Raw genomic sequence first — 14,416 nt, forward strand, 5'->3', positions numbered from 1 at the left:
GCCGAGGCGGCGGGCGGCGAGGCCGTGGCGTCCACCCCGGCCCCGCGTCGGCGCACCCGCAAGGCCGCTGCTCCGGCCGCTGCCGCGGAGGCGGGCACCGAGGCCGCCGCCGAGGCGACTGCGGAGGGCGAGGCCGCGCCGCGCCGCCGCACGCGCACCCGGCGTCCTGTGGCTGCCGCCGAGGCCGTCCAGGAGAGCTGACCCGACGCACCGGAGGGCGGGCCCGAGCCGATCGGGCCCGCCCTCGGGCATGTCCGGGGACGGTGCGGCGAACCGGTCCGGCACGGCCCCCGTCCCGTCCGAGGGGTGGCATCGCTCGGCGGGGCAGGACGGCGACGAGTGGTCCTGCGTGCATGGGCGCGGCGTGCCGGTCCCTCCCCGGCGCGGCTCCGGCCGGGGAGTGCTCCCGACATCCCCCATGGGTTTGCCGTGGCGGGCACGGGGACGGCCTAAGCTCGGAGGACGAATCCGCTGCGCTGTCTGGAGCCCCTTGCGATGAGCACTCCGCCGTTCCTGGCCCTTCCCGGGTGTGCCCGGGCGCTGCGTCTGGCCACGGCCCGCGGCGAGTTCGCCGCGCTGCTGGCCGAGCCGGCGGGACCGGTGCGGGGCACGGCCCTGCTGGTGCCCGGGTTCACCGGCAGCAAGGAGGACTTCATCGCGCTGCTGGAGCCGCTCGCGGCGGCCGGGTACCGGGTGGCGGCGGTCGACCAGCGCGGCCAGTACGAGACCGGCGGTCCCGCCGACCCGGAGGCGTACCGGATCGGGGAGCTGGCCCTGGACGTGCGGGCGCTCTCGGCGGTGCTGGCCGATCGGGGGCCGCTGCACCTGCTCGGTCACTCGTTCGGCGGTCAGGTGGTGCGGGAGGCCGCGCTGGACGTCCGCGGCCCGCTGCCGTGGCGTTCGCTGACCCTGCTGTCGACCGGCCCCGGCGCCATCGACCCGGCCGAGGCGGCCCGTACCAAGCTGCTGCTGGACGCCCTGCCGGCGATGGACCTGGAGGCGATCTGGCAGGTCATGAAGCAGATGGAGGAGGGCAGCGGGGCCGGTCCCGCTCCCCTGCCGGAGATCGCCGAGTTCCTGCACCGCCGGTGGGTGGCGAACGTGCCGCAGGCGCTGACCGCGATGGGCGAGCACCTGGTGGCCGCCCCGGACCGGGTCGCCGAGCTCGCCGCGGTACGGCTGCCGGTGCAGGTGGTGTCGGGTGTGCGCGACTACGCCTGGCCGGTCGAGGAGCAGGCCGCGATGGCCCGTCGCCTGGACGCCCCGTACACGGCGGTGCCGGACGCCGGCCACTCCCCCAACGCCGAGCAGCCCGCCGCGACCGCCGCCGCCCTGGCGGCCTTCTGGGCCTGATCCCGGCCCGGCCCGGGGGCCGGACCCGTGCCTGAACCGGGCCGGACCCGCGCCTGAAGCGGGCCGGTCCGGGGCCTGTACCGGGCCCGACCCACGCCCGGTTCGCCCGTGCCCGCCGGTGCCTGCCGTGCCCGGCGGGCAAAATCAGGGACAAAATTGTTTAGCTCGGGTAATATTTGAGTCTGTCCGGGAATCGTTGCGCCACGAGCCCGGTTGCCCCTCACTGCGGCATACGCCGAAACCGGGACTTTACGGACGGGCAACCAGCAGGAATCAGCGGTGCGGCACTGTGAACACCTGAGGCGATGTCGCCTCGGCTGCACAGGCCGCACGGCGCGCGAGGGGGGACGATGCGAGCAGCAGCCGGACGACAGACCCAGCAGGTGCCGGCCGACGACCAGGTGGTCGGCGGCCTGCCGCATCCGCCGCGACCCACGGGGCGGGGAAGGGAGAGGCCCATGCGTTTCGAGATCCTCCGACTGGACGACGCCTCCGGCGTCGCCACCGACCGACTGATCGTCGACGCGGAGACCGTCGGCCAGTACGTGAAGGATGCCGCCGCGACCGGCGAGCGCCTGTACATCCGGCCGTGCAAGAACGTGTGAGCGGAGCCGGACGGGCATCCGCCGCGTCCGACGTTCCGAGACCCCACTGACGCCCCGTCATCCCGAGTGCGGACGACGGGGCGTCAGTGCGTCCCCTGGCACCCGGTGCGACCAGGGTGGTGTTTGCCGCCGCCCGGGACGGGACATTTCCCAACGGGGCCGAGCGCCCCGACGCGAGGCACCCCGTACGGGTGATCGTCCTTGACGCGGCGGTCCGGAGGGAGGAGCGTTGTCGGCTATGAGGGGCGAGCCCAGCTGCCCGAGGTGCGCCGGTCGGGTCCGCGCCCCCGGTCTCTTCTCCGACACCTGGCAGTGCGACCAGCACGGTGCGGTCCACCCGATGCAGCCGGTGCTGCCGCCCAGCGTCGAAGCCCTGAACGTCGCCGTGGCCCGCTCGCAGGTCCCGGTCTGGCTGCCCTGGCCGCTGCCGGTCGGCTGGCTGTTCACCGGGATCGCGCACGTCGGTGACGACCTCTCGGGTGCCCGCGCGACGGCCGTCGCCTGCGCCGGCCCGGCCCCGCTCGGCGGCTTCGGCGAGCTGGTGCTGGTCGCGGAGGAGCTGGGCGTGGGCCTCGGCGCCCGCTACGCGGGCCTGGACGGCCCGGACCCGGGCGAGACGGTCTCCCTCTACAAGCCCGCCGACGCCAAGCTGATGGCGGCCGGCCGGCCGACGCCGATGTTCCACGTGCCCGACGCCCCCGTCGACCGCGCGGTGTACGTCGGCGAGGCCCGCGGCCTGTGGCTCTGGGCGATCGCCTGGCCCGAGCAGTCGGCGCTGCTGATGCACGACGAGCTCGTCCTCACCGACCTCCGGGACGCCGGCGCGGAGCTGGGTCTGCTGCCCTGCGGAGCGTTGACCCCGCGCCTGCTGGGCTGACCGCCCGGCCCACTGCCGGGCCGGTCGTCGCGCGGGCCGTCGGGCCGGCCCGCGGATTCCCGCCCGGCCCCCGGCGGGTCCCGCGGGCGCACTAGGCTGGGCCGGGCCAGCACCAGCCCCCACCGGCCCCTGGAGCCCCTCCCGTGCGCATCGACCTGCACGCCCACAGCAATGCCTCCGACGGCACCGACAGCCCGGCCGAGCTGGTCGCGGCGGCCGTCGCGGCCGGACTGGACGTGGTCGCGCTCACCGACCACGACACGGTCGCCGGGCACGCCGAGGCGGCGGAGGCCGTCCGGGGCACCGGCCTGACCCTGGTGCCGGGCGCCGAACTCTCCTGCCACGTCGACGGCATCAGCATGCACCTGCTGGCCTATCTGTTCGATCCGGCCGAGCCCGCCTTCGCGGCGGAGCGGGAGCTGGTCCGCACCGACCGGTTCCGGCGCGGCCGGGCGATCGTCGAGCGCTGCCGCGAGCTGGGGGCGCCGATCAGCTGGGAGCAGGTGGAGCGGATCGCCGGGGCGGGCTCGGTGGGCCGGCCGCACATCGCCAGCGCCCTGGTCGAGGCCGGCGTGGTGGCCACCGTCTCCGACGCGTTCACCGCCGAGTGGCTGGCCAACGGCGGCCGCGCGGACGTGCGCAAGCACGAGACCGACCCGGTCACCGCCGTCCGGCTGGTGCGAGCGGCGGGCGGTGTCCCGGTGTTCGCGCACCCGGGCGCGGTCAAGCGCGGCCGGACCGTCTCCGACGAGGTGATCGCCGACCTGGCGGCCGCGGGGCTCGGCGGCCTGGAGGTCGACCACACCGACCACGACGGGCCGACCCGGGAGCACCTGCGGGGCCTCGCCGCCGAACTGGGCCTGTTCACCACCGGCTCCTCGGACTACCACGGGCACCGCAAGACCGTCCGGCTCGGCGAGTACACCACCGACCCGGCCGCGTACGAGCAGTTGCTCGGCCAGGCGACCGGGGCGGTACCGATCCGCGGCTGACCCCGGGTCGGTTCCTCGGGGCCGGACGGTCCGACCCGCCGTCAGGCGCGGCGAACCGGGACGGGACGCCACCGAACCGGACAATTCACCCATGGACGCCAGGGTGTTCGGGTCGCTCTTCGTGACCCTCTTCGTGATCATGGACCCGCCGGGCACCATCCCGATCTTCCTGGCGCTCACCTCGGGGCGGGCACACCGGGTGCAGCGGCGGATGGCCTGGCAGGCGGCGCTGGTCGCGCTCGGCGTGATCACCTGCTTCGGGCTGTTCGGCCAGCAGATCCTCGACTACCTGCACGTGTCGATCCCGGCGCTGCAGGTCTCCGGCGGCATCCTGCTGCTGCTCATCGCACTGGACCTGCTGACCGGCAAGATCGAGGAGCCGACCCAGACCAAGGACGTCAACGTCGCGCTGGTACCGCTGGGCACGCCGCTGCTGGCCGGCCCCGGCGCGATCGTCGCGGTGATCCTCGCGGTGCAGACGGCGGACGGCGCCGCGCAGTACGCGGCGGTCTGGGCGGCCATCGTGGCGATCCACGTGGTGCTGTGGCTGACGATGCGCTTCTCGCTCGTGATCATCCGCATCATCAAGGACGGCGGTGTGGTTCTCATCACACGCCTGTCCGGCCTGCTGCTGTCGGCGATCGCGGTGCAGCTGGTCGCGAACGGCGTCTTCGCCTTCATCGACTCCTACACCTGACCGGCCGTCGGCCGGGCCCCGGTCAGTCGAGCGGAACGGCCCTGCGGTTCGGGTCGCGCAGGTCGGTTCCGTGCCGCAGCCACCGCTCCTGGAGTTCGGCGGCGCCGTGCACGCGCTTGTGCCCGGCCTCGTTCGGGGTCATCGGCAGCAGCGGCAGGAAGCGCACCGGCTCGGCCGGATCGGCGAGTTCGACGTCCTCGACCAGGCCGCCCGGCTCGGCCACCAGGACGGAGGTGAAGGGCGCGCCCTCCCACAGCGGGGCACCCAGGTCGAGGGAGCCGCCGGGGGCCACCACCAGCCCCTCGACCTGCGGTGTTGCGGCGAAGGTGGCCAGCGTGCGGAGCACGTCGTCGCGCCCTCCGCGAACGGTGAGCACCAACTCGGCGCGGGGGCCGCGCACCGGGTCGGCGACGGCCGCGGTGGGGTCGGCCATCGGGCTCGCCGCCATGCCGAGGGTGGCGTAGCGGACGAGTCCCTCGGCGTCCGGGCCGAAGCGCAGCACCTCGATCCGCTCGGTGCCGAGGAAGGTGACCGAGGCCCGGCCGCTGCTCTCGCCGAAGGTGGTGAGCAGGCGCGCCTCGACGGCCGCCAGCACGGCGGTGCGGGAGAGTTCCGCGGAGCCGCCGGAGTGATCGGAGAAGTCGCCGAACAGCGGGAAGTCGTGGGCCATGCACGCGACCTTAGCGCCCGTGGAGTTGTCGCTTCGCGCACACCCCAGCGGCGGCACGCCGACAACTGTTAGTGTGGGGGGCTGGCTACCGGGGATGCTGATCCTTGGGGCCGCGGCATGAAGGAGGTGGTTGCGGTGGATACCAGCCGACCATGCAGTACCGGCAGCTCTGCCCGGCCTGTCCTTCTCCGCCGCTCCCACCCCTGACGAGGTAGTTGAGGCGGCGTCACACCCGGCCGGGAGAGCACCTTCCCGGGCGCCGGGGCGCCCAAACCGAAGTCTTGCCGATTCTTCGGCGATTTCCTGGTGAGCCCCCTGCGACCTGGGCGTCCATCGGTGTTCCTCGCCGTCGCACCACGGCCGTCACCGCCTGCCGTGCGGCGGTTCCTGCCTCAGGAGCCTGCCATGTCGATGATCAACAACCTGCGTGCGGCCGTCCGTCCGCACCGCCGCCGCGACACGTCCTTCGACACCCTCCGCCCCGGCCACGCCCCCTCGGCCGTGGTCGACTGCGCCGTCTACCAGGACGGCAAGCGGGTGGGCGAGAGCTGCAGCCCGCGCGAGGCCGTCGCCCGGGTCAAGCTGTGCCGCCAGCAGGACGCCGGCTCGTTCAGCTGGATCGGTCTGCACGAGCCCACCGAGGCCGAGTTCGAGGGCATCGCCCAGCGCTTCGGCCTGCACCCGCTGGCCGTCGAGGACGCGGTGCACGCGCACCAGCGCCCCAAGGTCGAGCGGTACGACGACGTGCTGTTCGCCGTCTTCAAGACGATCCGCTACGTCGAGCACGACCAGCTCACCCCGACCAGCGAGGTCGTGGAGACGGGCGAGCTCATGGTCTTCGTCGGCCAGGACTTCGTCATCACCGTCCGGCACGGCGGGCACGGCTCGCTGCGCGAGCTGCGTCGCCGGCTGGAGGGCGACGCCGACGGCTCCGGCCTGCTCGCCAAGGGCCCGTCCGCGGTGCTGCACGCGATCGCCGACCACGTGGTGGACAACTACCTGCTGGTCGCCGAGCGGCTGCAGACCGACGTGGACGAGGTCGAGTTCGACGTCTTCGCGGGCAAGGCGGGCCGCGGCGCCGACGTCGGCCGGGTCTACCAGCTCAAGCGCGAGGTGCTGGAGTTCAAGCGCGCGGTGGCGCCGCTGCTGCGTCCGATGCAGCTGCTGTCCGAGCCGATCCAGCGGCTGATCGACCCGGACATCCAGAAGTACTTCCGGGACGTCGCCGACCACCTGGCCCGGGTCACCGAGCAGGTGCACGGCTTCGACGAGCTGCTGAACTCGCTGCTCCAGGCCAATCTGGCGCAGGTGTCGGTGGCGCAGAACGAGGACATGCGCAAGATCACCGCCTGGGCGGCGATCTTCGCGGTGCCGACCATGATCACCGGCATCTACGGCATGAACTTCGACTACATGCCGGAGCTGCACCACAAGTACGGCTATCCGATGGTGCTGGGCAGCGTCGTGGTGATCTGCATCGCCATGTACCGCGGGTTCCGGCGCAACGGGTGGCTCTGACGCCCGGTCGCGCGGCGGCCCGTCAGCGGTCCTCCCGGCCGCCCCGGGCGACCAGCACCAGTCCGAGCAGGATCAGGCCGACCGCCGGGTACGCGGCCACCGGCGGCCACTGGCCCAGCCACACGGCCGCGATCAGGGCCGCACCCGGGGTCTCCAGCAGGATCGCCGTCGAGGTGACCGAGGGGCCCAGGGTGCGGACCACCCGGTTGCTCAGCGAGTGCCCGAGCAGCTGGGCGGCCACCATCAACAGCACGATCTGCCACCACACCCCGGCCGGCCAGCCCGACAGCGGGGAGCCCGCCACCAGGCAGACGCCGAACAGCGCCGCGGCCGTGGTGGTGTAGCAGACCAGGGTGTAGGCGGTGGTGCTGACGGTCCGCCGGACCTCGGCGCCGAGCAGCACGTAGCCCGCGGCCGCCGCCCCCGCGCCCAGCGCCAGCGCGTCGCCGAGCAGCGCCCGCGGGGAGAGCGACAGGTCGACGCCCGTGAGCACCAGGACGCCCGCGAAGGCGACCGCCACGCCGATCCGCACCAGCCGCGGCGCCCGCTCGCCCATCAGCCTCAGCAGCAGGATGGTCCACAGCGGGGTGGTGGTGACCAGCGCGGTCGCCGAGGCCACCGAGGTCATCCGCAGGCTCGGCATCCACAGCGCGAAGTGCACCGCGAGCAGCACGCCCGCGGCGACCGCCAACAGCAGTGCCCGCCGCCCGATGCCGCGCAGCTCGGCGCGGTGCCGCAGCAGCGCGTACGGGCCGAGCACGCCGACCGACATGAAGTTGCGCCAGAAGGCGATCGCCAGCGGTGGGGCGGCGGTGGCACTGATCAGCGGGGCGGAGAGCGAGATGCCGGCGATGGAGACGGCGAGCAGCATCAGGTCGACCCGGGGAAGCGCCGGCCGGCCCGGTGCGGGGGCGGTGGGGCGGAGGTCCGCGGGGGCGGCGGTGGCGGCGGGCCGGGCGGGCACGGCTCTCCTTCGAACGGGTCGGGTGCGACCGTCCTACCGTAAGGCCTCAAATGCCCTGACGGCGCTGTCGTCCCGGGTCGTGGGACGAAGGGCCGAGCGGCCTCGGGCCGACGGCCCGCCAGGCCGTACGCTGTGGGCCATGGAGCGTACGACGACCCCTGCCGAGGACTTCCTGGACCGCGCCCTGCTGGAGGAGGCGGCGAAGAAGTCCGGCCTGCTCTGGGTCCGCCCGGAGGGCGTGGCGAACGGCCGGGCGCTGTGGCACGCCTGGCACGACGGGGCCGTGGTGGTCGTCGGCGACGGCGGCGAGCAGCCGCTGCACGGCCTGGCCGCCGGGGCCCGGGCCGAGGTGACCGTCCGCAGCAAGGACAAGGGGGGCCGGCTCACCGGCTGGCTCGCCGCCGTCACCGAGCTCGCCCCGCACAGCGAGGCCTGGCAGGGCGCCGTCGAGGAGCTCAGGTCCAAGCGCCTCAACGCCCCCGACACCGACACCATCGGCGACCGCTGGGCCCGCGAGTGCCGGGTGCTCCGGCTGGAGCCCGTCGGCGCGCTCACCGAGCGCCCCGGTGCCATGCCGGACGGCTCGCACGCGGCCGTGCCGATGCCGACCGGCGCCACCACCCGCCGCCCGATCCCGGCCGGCCTGCCCAAGCTGCTGCTCCGGCGCCGCAAGGGCTGACGCCCCGACGGCCGGCCGGGCCGCCACCCGACGGGCCCCCGGGTCCGCCCGGCCCGCCGGGGTCCGCGCACGGCCGGGCGGGGCTGACGCGCCGGGCTGTGGCGGGCCACCGCGGGCTCCGGCAGACTCCCGCAGGTATCTTTGGCGCCGGAGGGCGCGCCGGACGCAGCCATGCGGGCGACGGCGCGACGGGCCGCAGGCCGTACCGCGGCCACGCGAACACCCGCCCGCACCCCGCGGGCCCGTCCGGAGAGAGGGAGCCGATGGCAGGCGCAGGCAGCCGGGTCTTCATCTCGCACCTCTCCGGGCTCCCGGTGTTCGACCCCAACGGCGACCAGGTGGGCCGCGTCCGCGACGTCGTCGTCTCGCTGCGGATCGGCGGCCGCCCGCCCCGGGTGCTCGGGCTGGTGGTCGAGGTGATCGGCCGCCGCCGGATCTTCCTGCCGATGACCCGGGTGACCAGCCTGGAGTCCGGCCAGGTGCTCACCACCGGGGTGATCAACCTGCGGCGCTTCGAGCAGCGCCCCTCGGAGACCCTCGTCCTCGCCGAGCTGCTGGACCGCACCGTCGTCCGGACGAAGACCGGCGAGGAGGTCACCGTCCTCGACGTGGCCATGGTGCAGGCCCGGCTGCGCGAGTGGGAGATCCGCAAGGTCTTCGTCCAGGTCGGCCGGGTCGGCCGGCTGCGCAAGGCCCGCGGCGAGTCGCTGACCCTCGACTGGTCCGAGCTCACCGGCTTCTCCCTCACCGAGGAGGGCCAGGGCGCCGCCAACCTGCTCGCCACCTTCGAGCAGCTCCGCCCCGCAGACCTCGCCAACGTGATGCACCACCTGTCGGCGAAGCGCCGCGCCGAGGTCGCCGCCGCCCTCGACGACGACCGGCTCGCCGACGTCCTGGAGGAGCTGCCGGAGGACGACCAGGTCGAGATCATCGGCAAGCTCAAGGAGGAACGGGCCGCCGACGTCCTGGAGGCGATGGACCCGGACGACGCCGCCGACCTGCTCTCCGACCTCCCCGAGGAGGACGCCGAGCGGCTGCTGCGGCTGATGGAGCCGGAGGACGCGGCCTCGGTGCGCCGCCTGCTCTCCTACGAGGAGGACACCGCAGGCGGCCTCATGACGACCGAGCCGATCGTGCTGGAGCCGGACGCGACCGTCGCCGAGGCGCTCGCCCGGGTGCGGATCGCCGAGAACAAGCCCGCCCTCGCCGCGCAGGTCTACGTCTGCCGGCCGCCGAACGAGACGCCGACCGGCAAGTACCTGGGCACCGTGCACTTCCAGCGGCTGCTGCGCGAGCCCCCGTTCACCCTGGTCGGCTCGCTGGTCGACGACGACCTCGACCCGCTGCCGCCGGACACCCCGCTGCCGCTGGTCACCAGCTACCTGGCCGCCTACAACCTGGTCGCCGCACCGGTCGTGGACGAGGCCGACCACCTGGTGGGTGCCGTCACCGTCGACGACGTCCTGGACCACCTGCTGCCGGACGACTGGCGCGAGGCGTCCCTGCATGCGGCCGAGAGCGAGACCGTCCATGGATGACCGGAAGCGGGACGACCGCAAGGGCCGCCGCGACGACAGCCCCCGCCAGCGCATCCAGGGCGAGCTCCGGGAGCTGCGGCAGCTGCGCGAGCTGCGGACCCGCGAGGGCGGCCGCCCGCAGCGGCCCGAGGGCAGCACCGGGCGCAGCCGGCTGGACCAGCCGCGCACCGGCCGCCGCGCCCTCATCCCGATGCCGACCTACGACCCGGAGGCCTTCGGCAAGCTCTCCGAGCGGATCGCCCGATTCCTCGGCACCGGGCGCTTCATCGTCTGGATGTCCGTCGTCATCGTCGCCTGGGTGGTGTGGAACACCCTGCTGCCGGCGACCGTCCGCTTCGACGAGTACCCCTTCATCTTCCTGACCCTGATGCTCTCGCTGCAGGCCTCGTACGCGGCGCCGCTGATTCTGCTCGCGCAGAACCGCCAGGACGACCGGGACCGCGTCAACATGGAGCAGGACCGCGCCCGGAGCGACCGCAACATCGCCGACACCGAGTACCTGACCCGGGAGGTCGCCGCGCTGCGGCAGGGCCTGGGCGAGGTCGCCACCCGCGACTTCGTGCGCTCCGAGCTGATGGCGCTGCTCAAGGAGCTGGACGACCGGCGGGAGAGCCGCGACCTGGTGTGAGCCGGCCCTGCGGCTGCCGGCGACGGCCGTGACCTCGTGTGACGGGCGGCACGCTACCGGCGAGTCGGGGGCCGCCCGCGGCGCCGTACCATCAAGGCATGGCCAACGAGACCGAGATTGCCGCAGGCGTGACGGAGGAGTCCGTCCGCAAGGCGCTGGCGACCGTCAACGACCCGGAGATCAACCGCCCGATCACCGAGATCGGCATGGTGAAATCCGTCGAGATCGCCGAGGGCGGCGCCGTGAAGGTCGCCGTGTACCTCACCGTCTCGGGCTGTCCGATGCGCGAGACGATCACCAGCCGGGTGACCGATGCGGTCGCCAAGGTGCCCGGTGTCACCGGTGTCGAGGTCGAGCTCGACGTGATGAGCGACGAGCAGCGCAAGGAGCTGTCGCAGTTGCTGCGCGGCGGTGCGCCGGAGCGCGAGATCCCGTTCGCCAAGCCGGGCACGCTCACCCGGGTCTACGCGGTCGCGTCCGGCAAGGGCGGCGTCGGCAAGTCCTCGGTCACCGTCAACCTGGCGGCGGCGATGGCCGCGGACGGCCTCAAGGTCGCCGTGGTCGACGCCGACATCTACGGCCACAGCGTGCCCCGCATGCTCGGTGTCGAGGGCCGGCCCACCCAGGTCCAGGACATGATCATGCCGCCGTCGGCGAACGGCGTGAAGGTCATCTCGATCGGCATGTTCACCCCGGGCAACGCCCCGGTGGTGTGGCGCGGCCCGATGCTGCACCGCGCGCTGCAGCAGTTCCTGGCCGACGTGTACTGGGGCGACCTCGACGTCCTGCTGCTGGACCTGCCGCCCGGCACCGGCGACATCGCGATCTCGGTGGCCCAGCTGGTGCCCAACGCCGAGATCCTGATCGTCACCACCCCGCAGATGGCCGCCGCCGAGGTCGCCGAGCGGGCCGGCACCATCGCGCTGCAGACCCACCAGAAGATCGTCGGCGTCATCGAGAACATGTCGGGCATGCCCTGCCCGCACTGCGACGAGATGATCGACGTCTTCGGCACCGGCGGCGGCCAGACCGTCGCGGACGCCCTCACCCGCTCCGTCGGCGCCACCGTGCCGGTGCTCGGCTCGATCCCGATCGACGTCCGCCTCCGCGAGGGCGGCGACGACGGCCGCCCGGTCGTCCTCTCCAACCCCGAGTCCCCCGCCGGCGCCGCCCTGCGGTCCGTCGCGGGCAAGCTCGGCGGCCGCCAGCGCGGCCTGTCCGGGCTCTCCCTGGGGCTCACCCCCAAGAACAAGTTCTAGCGAACGCCACAGGGGCGCGGGGCCGCGCCGCGGAGGGGCACAGGTCGTGCCCCTCCGTCACGCGGCCCCGCGCCCCTTCTTGCTGCCTTCTTGCCGCCGGTTCATGGCGGCCAGGGTCCTGCTGTCCCGGTTCTTGCTGTCCCGGGCCGGGGTCGTTCAGCGGCCGTTGTACGCGGTGAGGTCGGGGACGGTGCTGAAGCCGACCCCGTAGGCGCTGATGCCGCGGCCGTAGGCGCCGAGCAGGACGCCCGGGGCCTCGCCGGCCAGCACCCAGCCGTACTCGGACTCGCGGTAGCGGAAGGGCTGCGGGAGGCCGTTCACCGGCAGGGTGAGGGCGGACCAGCCGGGGCCCTCCAGGTCGTCCGCGAGGTCCCAGGCGAGGGCGGTCTGCTGGTCGAGCCAGTCCTGCCGCAGCGAGCGGTCGAGCTGGCCCGGCGGCACGGTGGCGATCAGGCCGGAGCCGGCCAGCCAGGCGGCCGAGGAGGCGGAGGTGGCCTCCAGGATGCCGGTGTTGTCGGCGCTGCGGCGGCCGGGGCGGCGGGCGACGGTCACCACCACGGCGAAGCGGCCGGCCTCCCGGGACTCGTACGGTCTGGCGGGCTCGTCGCCGTGGCCGAGCGAGCCGTAGTCGGTGCCGGCGCCCTGGCCGGCGCGGCCCGCGCCGACGGGGAACGGCCAGCGGCGGCCCGTCCAGCCCTCGTCGAGCCCGTACCAGGGGAAGTCCGCCGCCAGGTAGGGCGCCAGCGGGTCGGCGGGCCCGGCCTGGGCGCCCACCACGGGCGCCGTCCGCCCGCCCGGGGCGACCGTCTCGCCCGCTCGGCTCGTCACGTCCATCGCCGGCCTCCTCCATGCACCTGTCGTCTGCGGCGGCGTTCCATGGTGGCGCACCGGACGCGCCGCCCCGGTGCGGTCTGGCCGCCGACACGTCGTGGCGTGACCGACGGCACAGTGGATCCGGCGTGCGGTCAACCTGAACACCATAGCGGCGCGGACGCCGACGCCCCGCCCGGCGAAGCAGCCCGGGCGGGGCGCAGGGAGTGTGCGGCGGCGCGCGGCCGCAGCGGGTCGCGTCAGGTCGCGTCCAGGTCGAACGGAGGGCGCTCACCGGCGGCGAGCGGCGCACCGGTCTCGGCGGGCGCGCTCTTGGTGAGGTCCGGGGTGGCGGCGACCCGGCGCGGCGGCTCGTCGTTGAGGGCGGACTTGAAGTCGAGGCCGTCCTTGAGCTCCTTGAAGCCCAGCGGGTCCTCGTTGCCGCCCATCAGCTGCTTGCGGACGAAGGTCTTCGGGTGCAGGTCGGTGAACTCGAAGTCCTGGAACTCCGGGCCCAGCTCGCTGCGGATGTCGTCCTTCGCGCTGTCCGCGAAGGACCGCACCTTGCGGATGAAACCCATGGTGTCCTGGATGAGCTTCGGCAGCTTGTCCGGCCCGAAGATCACGATAGCCATGACGACCAGCGCGACGACCTCCAGTGGGCCTATGTCACTGAACACGTACGCTCCCAGCTCCTGATGGACAACCCGACGAGCTCGGCGGCAGCCGTCGCCACCAGGGTAATGGCCGTCGGCCGGTCTGTGACCCCGCCACCTGCGGATTGCGGTCCAGACCACCCGGCGGCCCGGTGCGTGCGCCTCGACGGCCCAGCGCGTGCGCCCTAACGGAGCAGGTTGTGTGGGCCGAGGCGGTTCACGCCGCCGTCGGCCGGGCCGGGCTGCGGGACGGAGTCGGGCGGTGCCGAGGCCAGGGCGGGGACCGGGAAGTCGGCCGGCAGCTGCGCGGTGACCGGGACGGCGGCGCCGCCCGGGTTGCTCACCGGGCTGACCCGGGTGCCGTGCTCCTCGCCGCCGACGGCCGAGGGGCCGCCCACACCGCCCAGGGTGACCGCGGCCACCGAGAACGCGCCGGCCGCGGCGAACACGAAGCGGCGGCCGAACGGCGTCGGGCCGGGCCGGGCCGCGGCCGCCGCAGGCTCGGGCATGGCGTCGGCACGGCCCCGGGAGGGCAGCACGGCGCGGCGCCCGCGCGGCTCGGTGAGGCTGCGCAGCGCGGCCGCCGGACGCGCGGCGGAGGGCACCAGGGAGAGCCGGTTGCCCGGCGTCGGCAGCACCGGTCGGCCCGCCCGCGGGTCGACCCCGGGGATCGGTGACCCGGCGCCGAGTGCGCCGGAGCCGAAGGAGGCGCCGGCGCCGCGGCCGAAGGAGCCGCCGGTGAGCCGGCTGCCGCCGAGGGTGCCGGGGACGGCCGGGATGCCGCCGCCCGGACCGGATCCGTCCTCGTCCTCGGGCAGGGCGGCGACGGCGAGCAGCCGCGCCATCAGCATCGAGGAGGGGCCCGGGGTGTCGGTGCGTGTCAGCAGGTGCTTGACCGCGCGGCCCTCGTCGGCCTCGGCGAGGCAGTCGGAGCAGGTGGCGAGGTGCGCCTGGACGCGCTCGCGGGAGTCGTGGCCGAGTTCGCCGTCGAGGTAGGCGGAGAGGCGGTCGCCGAGATGGTGCTCCTCCGCGGGCTCGGCGGGGCGCACCGCGACGGCCCGGGGCGCGACCGCCTCGGCGACCGGCTGCTCCACCGGTGCGGCGGGGGCCTGCGCGTGGTCGCCCCGGCGGCCGAGCTGGGCCCAGGAGGGGCCGCGCCGGGACCGGCCG

Annotated in this window: 16 protein-coding genes; 11 read left to right on the top strand and 5 right to left on the bottom strand. The window is 74.5% G+C overall.

Features of this window, described 5'->3' with window-relative positions; genetic code table 11:
• From KSNIM_RS15345 to KSNIM_RS15370, 6 genes are all read left to right on the top strand, one after another.
• Positions 1 to 201, top strand: a 201-nt coding sequence (locus KSNIM_RS15345; RefSeq protein WP_263103772.1) for a hypothetical protein, incomplete at its 5' end; no start/stop codon positions are given.
• Between the two features lie 294 nt (positions 202 to 495).
• Positions 496 to 1,353 (top strand): alpha/beta fold hydrolase, encoded by an 858-nt coding sequence (locus KSNIM_RS15350; RefSeq protein WP_263103773.1) that lies wholly within the window; start codon positions 496 to 498, stop codon positions 1,351 to 1,353.
• A 458-nt stretch (positions 1,354 to 1,811) separates the two neighbouring features.
• Entirely contained in the window at positions 1,812 to 1,958 is a 147-nt protein-coding gene (locus KSNIM_RS15355; protein ID WP_263103774.1) for a hypothetical protein, read from the top strand.
• A 238-nt stretch (positions 1,959 to 2,196) separates the two neighbouring features.
• Positions 2,197 to 2,835, top strand: coding sequence for a DUF6758 family protein (locus KSNIM_RS15360; protein ID WP_263103775.1), 639 nt, complete (start codon positions 2,197 to 2,199; stop codon positions 2,833 to 2,835).
• A 143-nt stretch (positions 2,836 to 2,978) separates the two neighbouring features.
• Positions 2,979 to 3,827 carry a PHP domain-containing protein gene (locus KSNIM_RS15365; protein ID WP_263103776.1) on the top strand — a complete coding sequence of 283 codons (849 nt, stop codon included), beginning with the start codon at positions 2,979 to 2,981 and terminating at the stop codon, positions 3,825 to 3,827.
• Positions 3,828 to 3,918: 91 nt separating this feature from the next.
• The gene (locus KSNIM_RS15370; RefSeq protein WP_263103777.1) at positions 3,919 to 4,524 is read left to right on the top strand and encodes a MarC family protein; all 606 of its coding nucleotides are present in this window, start codon (positions 3,919 to 3,921) and stop codon (positions 4,522 to 4,524) included.
• 22 nt (positions 4,525 to 4,546) lie between these two features.
• On the opposite strand, the gene KSNIM_RS15375 is transcribed toward KSNIM_RS15370, so the two are convergent.
• The gene (locus tag KSNIM_RS15375) at positions 4,547 to 5,194 is read right to left on the bottom strand and encodes a suppressor of fused domain protein (protein ID WP_263103778.1); all 648 of its coding nucleotides are present in this window, start codon (positions 5,192 to 5,194) and stop codon (positions 4,547 to 4,549) included.
• A gap of 405 nt (positions 5,195 to 5,599) precedes the next feature.
• On the opposite strand from KSNIM_RS15375, the gene corA reads away from it, so the two are divergent.
• Positions 5,600 to 6,712 (top strand): magnesium/cobalt transporter CorA, encoded by a 1,113-nt coding sequence (gene corA, locus KSNIM_RS15380; protein ID WP_263103779.1) that lies wholly within the window; start codon positions 5,600 to 5,602, stop codon positions 6,710 to 6,712.
• 22 nt (positions 6,713 to 6,734) lie between these two features.
• Here corA and KSNIM_RS15385 read toward each other — a convergent pair whose 3' ends face one another.
• A complete protein-coding gene (locus KSNIM_RS15385) occupies positions 6,735 to 7,676 on the bottom strand; it encodes a DMT family transporter (RefSeq protein WP_411543717.1) in 942 nt (313 codons plus the stop codon).
• A 139-nt stretch (positions 7,677 to 7,815) separates the two neighbouring features.
• On the opposite strand from KSNIM_RS15385, the gene KSNIM_RS15390 reads away from it, so the two are divergent.
• The 4 genes from KSNIM_RS15390 (at position 7,816) to KSNIM_RS15405 (ending at position 11,780) form a co-directional block, all read left to right on the top strand.
• Positions 7,816 to 8,355 (top strand): hypothetical protein, encoded by a 540-nt coding sequence (locus KSNIM_RS15390; protein WP_263103780.1) that lies wholly within the window; start codon positions 7,816 to 7,818, stop codon positions 8,353 to 8,355.
• Positions 8,356 to 8,618: 263 nt separating this feature from the next.
• Positions 8,619 to 9,893, top strand: a complete 1,275-nt coding sequence (locus tag KSNIM_RS15395) for a magnesium transporter MgtE N-terminal domain-containing protein (protein ID WP_263103781.1) — start codon at positions 8,619 to 8,621, stop codon at positions 9,891 to 9,893.
• Positions 9,886 to 10,521, top strand: a complete 636-nt coding sequence (locus KSNIM_RS15400) for a DUF1003 domain-containing protein (RefSeq protein WP_263103782.1) — start codon at positions 9,886 to 9,888, stop codon at positions 10,519 to 10,521. Before KSNIM_RS15395 ends, KSNIM_RS15400 begins: the two co-directional genes overlap by 8 nt.
• Before the next feature lie 98 nt (positions 10,522 to 10,619).
• Positions 10,620 to 11,780, top strand: coding sequence for an Mrp/NBP35 family ATP-binding protein (locus KSNIM_RS15405; protein ID WP_263103783.1), 1,161 nt, complete (start codon positions 10,620 to 10,622; stop codon positions 11,778 to 11,780).
• A gap of 156 nt (positions 11,781 to 11,936) precedes the next feature.
• Here the strand turns inward: KSNIM_RS15405 and KSNIM_RS15410 are convergent, their stop codons facing one another.
• From KSNIM_RS15410 to KSNIM_RS15420, 3 genes are all read right to left on the bottom strand, one after another.
• On the bottom strand, positions 11,937 to 12,614 hold the full coding sequence (locus tag KSNIM_RS15410) for a hypothetical protein (protein WP_263103784.1): 678 nt from the start codon (positions 12,612 to 12,614) through the stop codon (positions 11,937 to 11,939).
• 236 nt (positions 12,615 to 12,850) lie between these two features.
• Positions 12,851 to 13,270 carry a sec-independent translocase gene (locus tag KSNIM_RS15415; RefSeq protein WP_263103785.1) on the bottom strand — a complete coding sequence of 140 codons (420 nt, stop codon included), beginning with the start codon at positions 13,268 to 13,270 and terminating at the stop codon, positions 12,851 to 12,853.
• A 161-nt stretch (positions 13,271 to 13,431) separates the two neighbouring features.
• On the bottom strand, positions 13,432 to 14,416 hold a 985-nt coding region (locus KSNIM_RS15420; protein ID WP_263103786.1), incomplete at its 5' end, for a zf-HC2 domain-containing protein.

This window comes from Kitasatospora sp. DSM 101779, from assembly GCF_025655475.1.
GTDB lineage: Bacteria > Actinomycetota > Actinomycetes > Streptomycetales > Streptomycetaceae > Kitasatospora.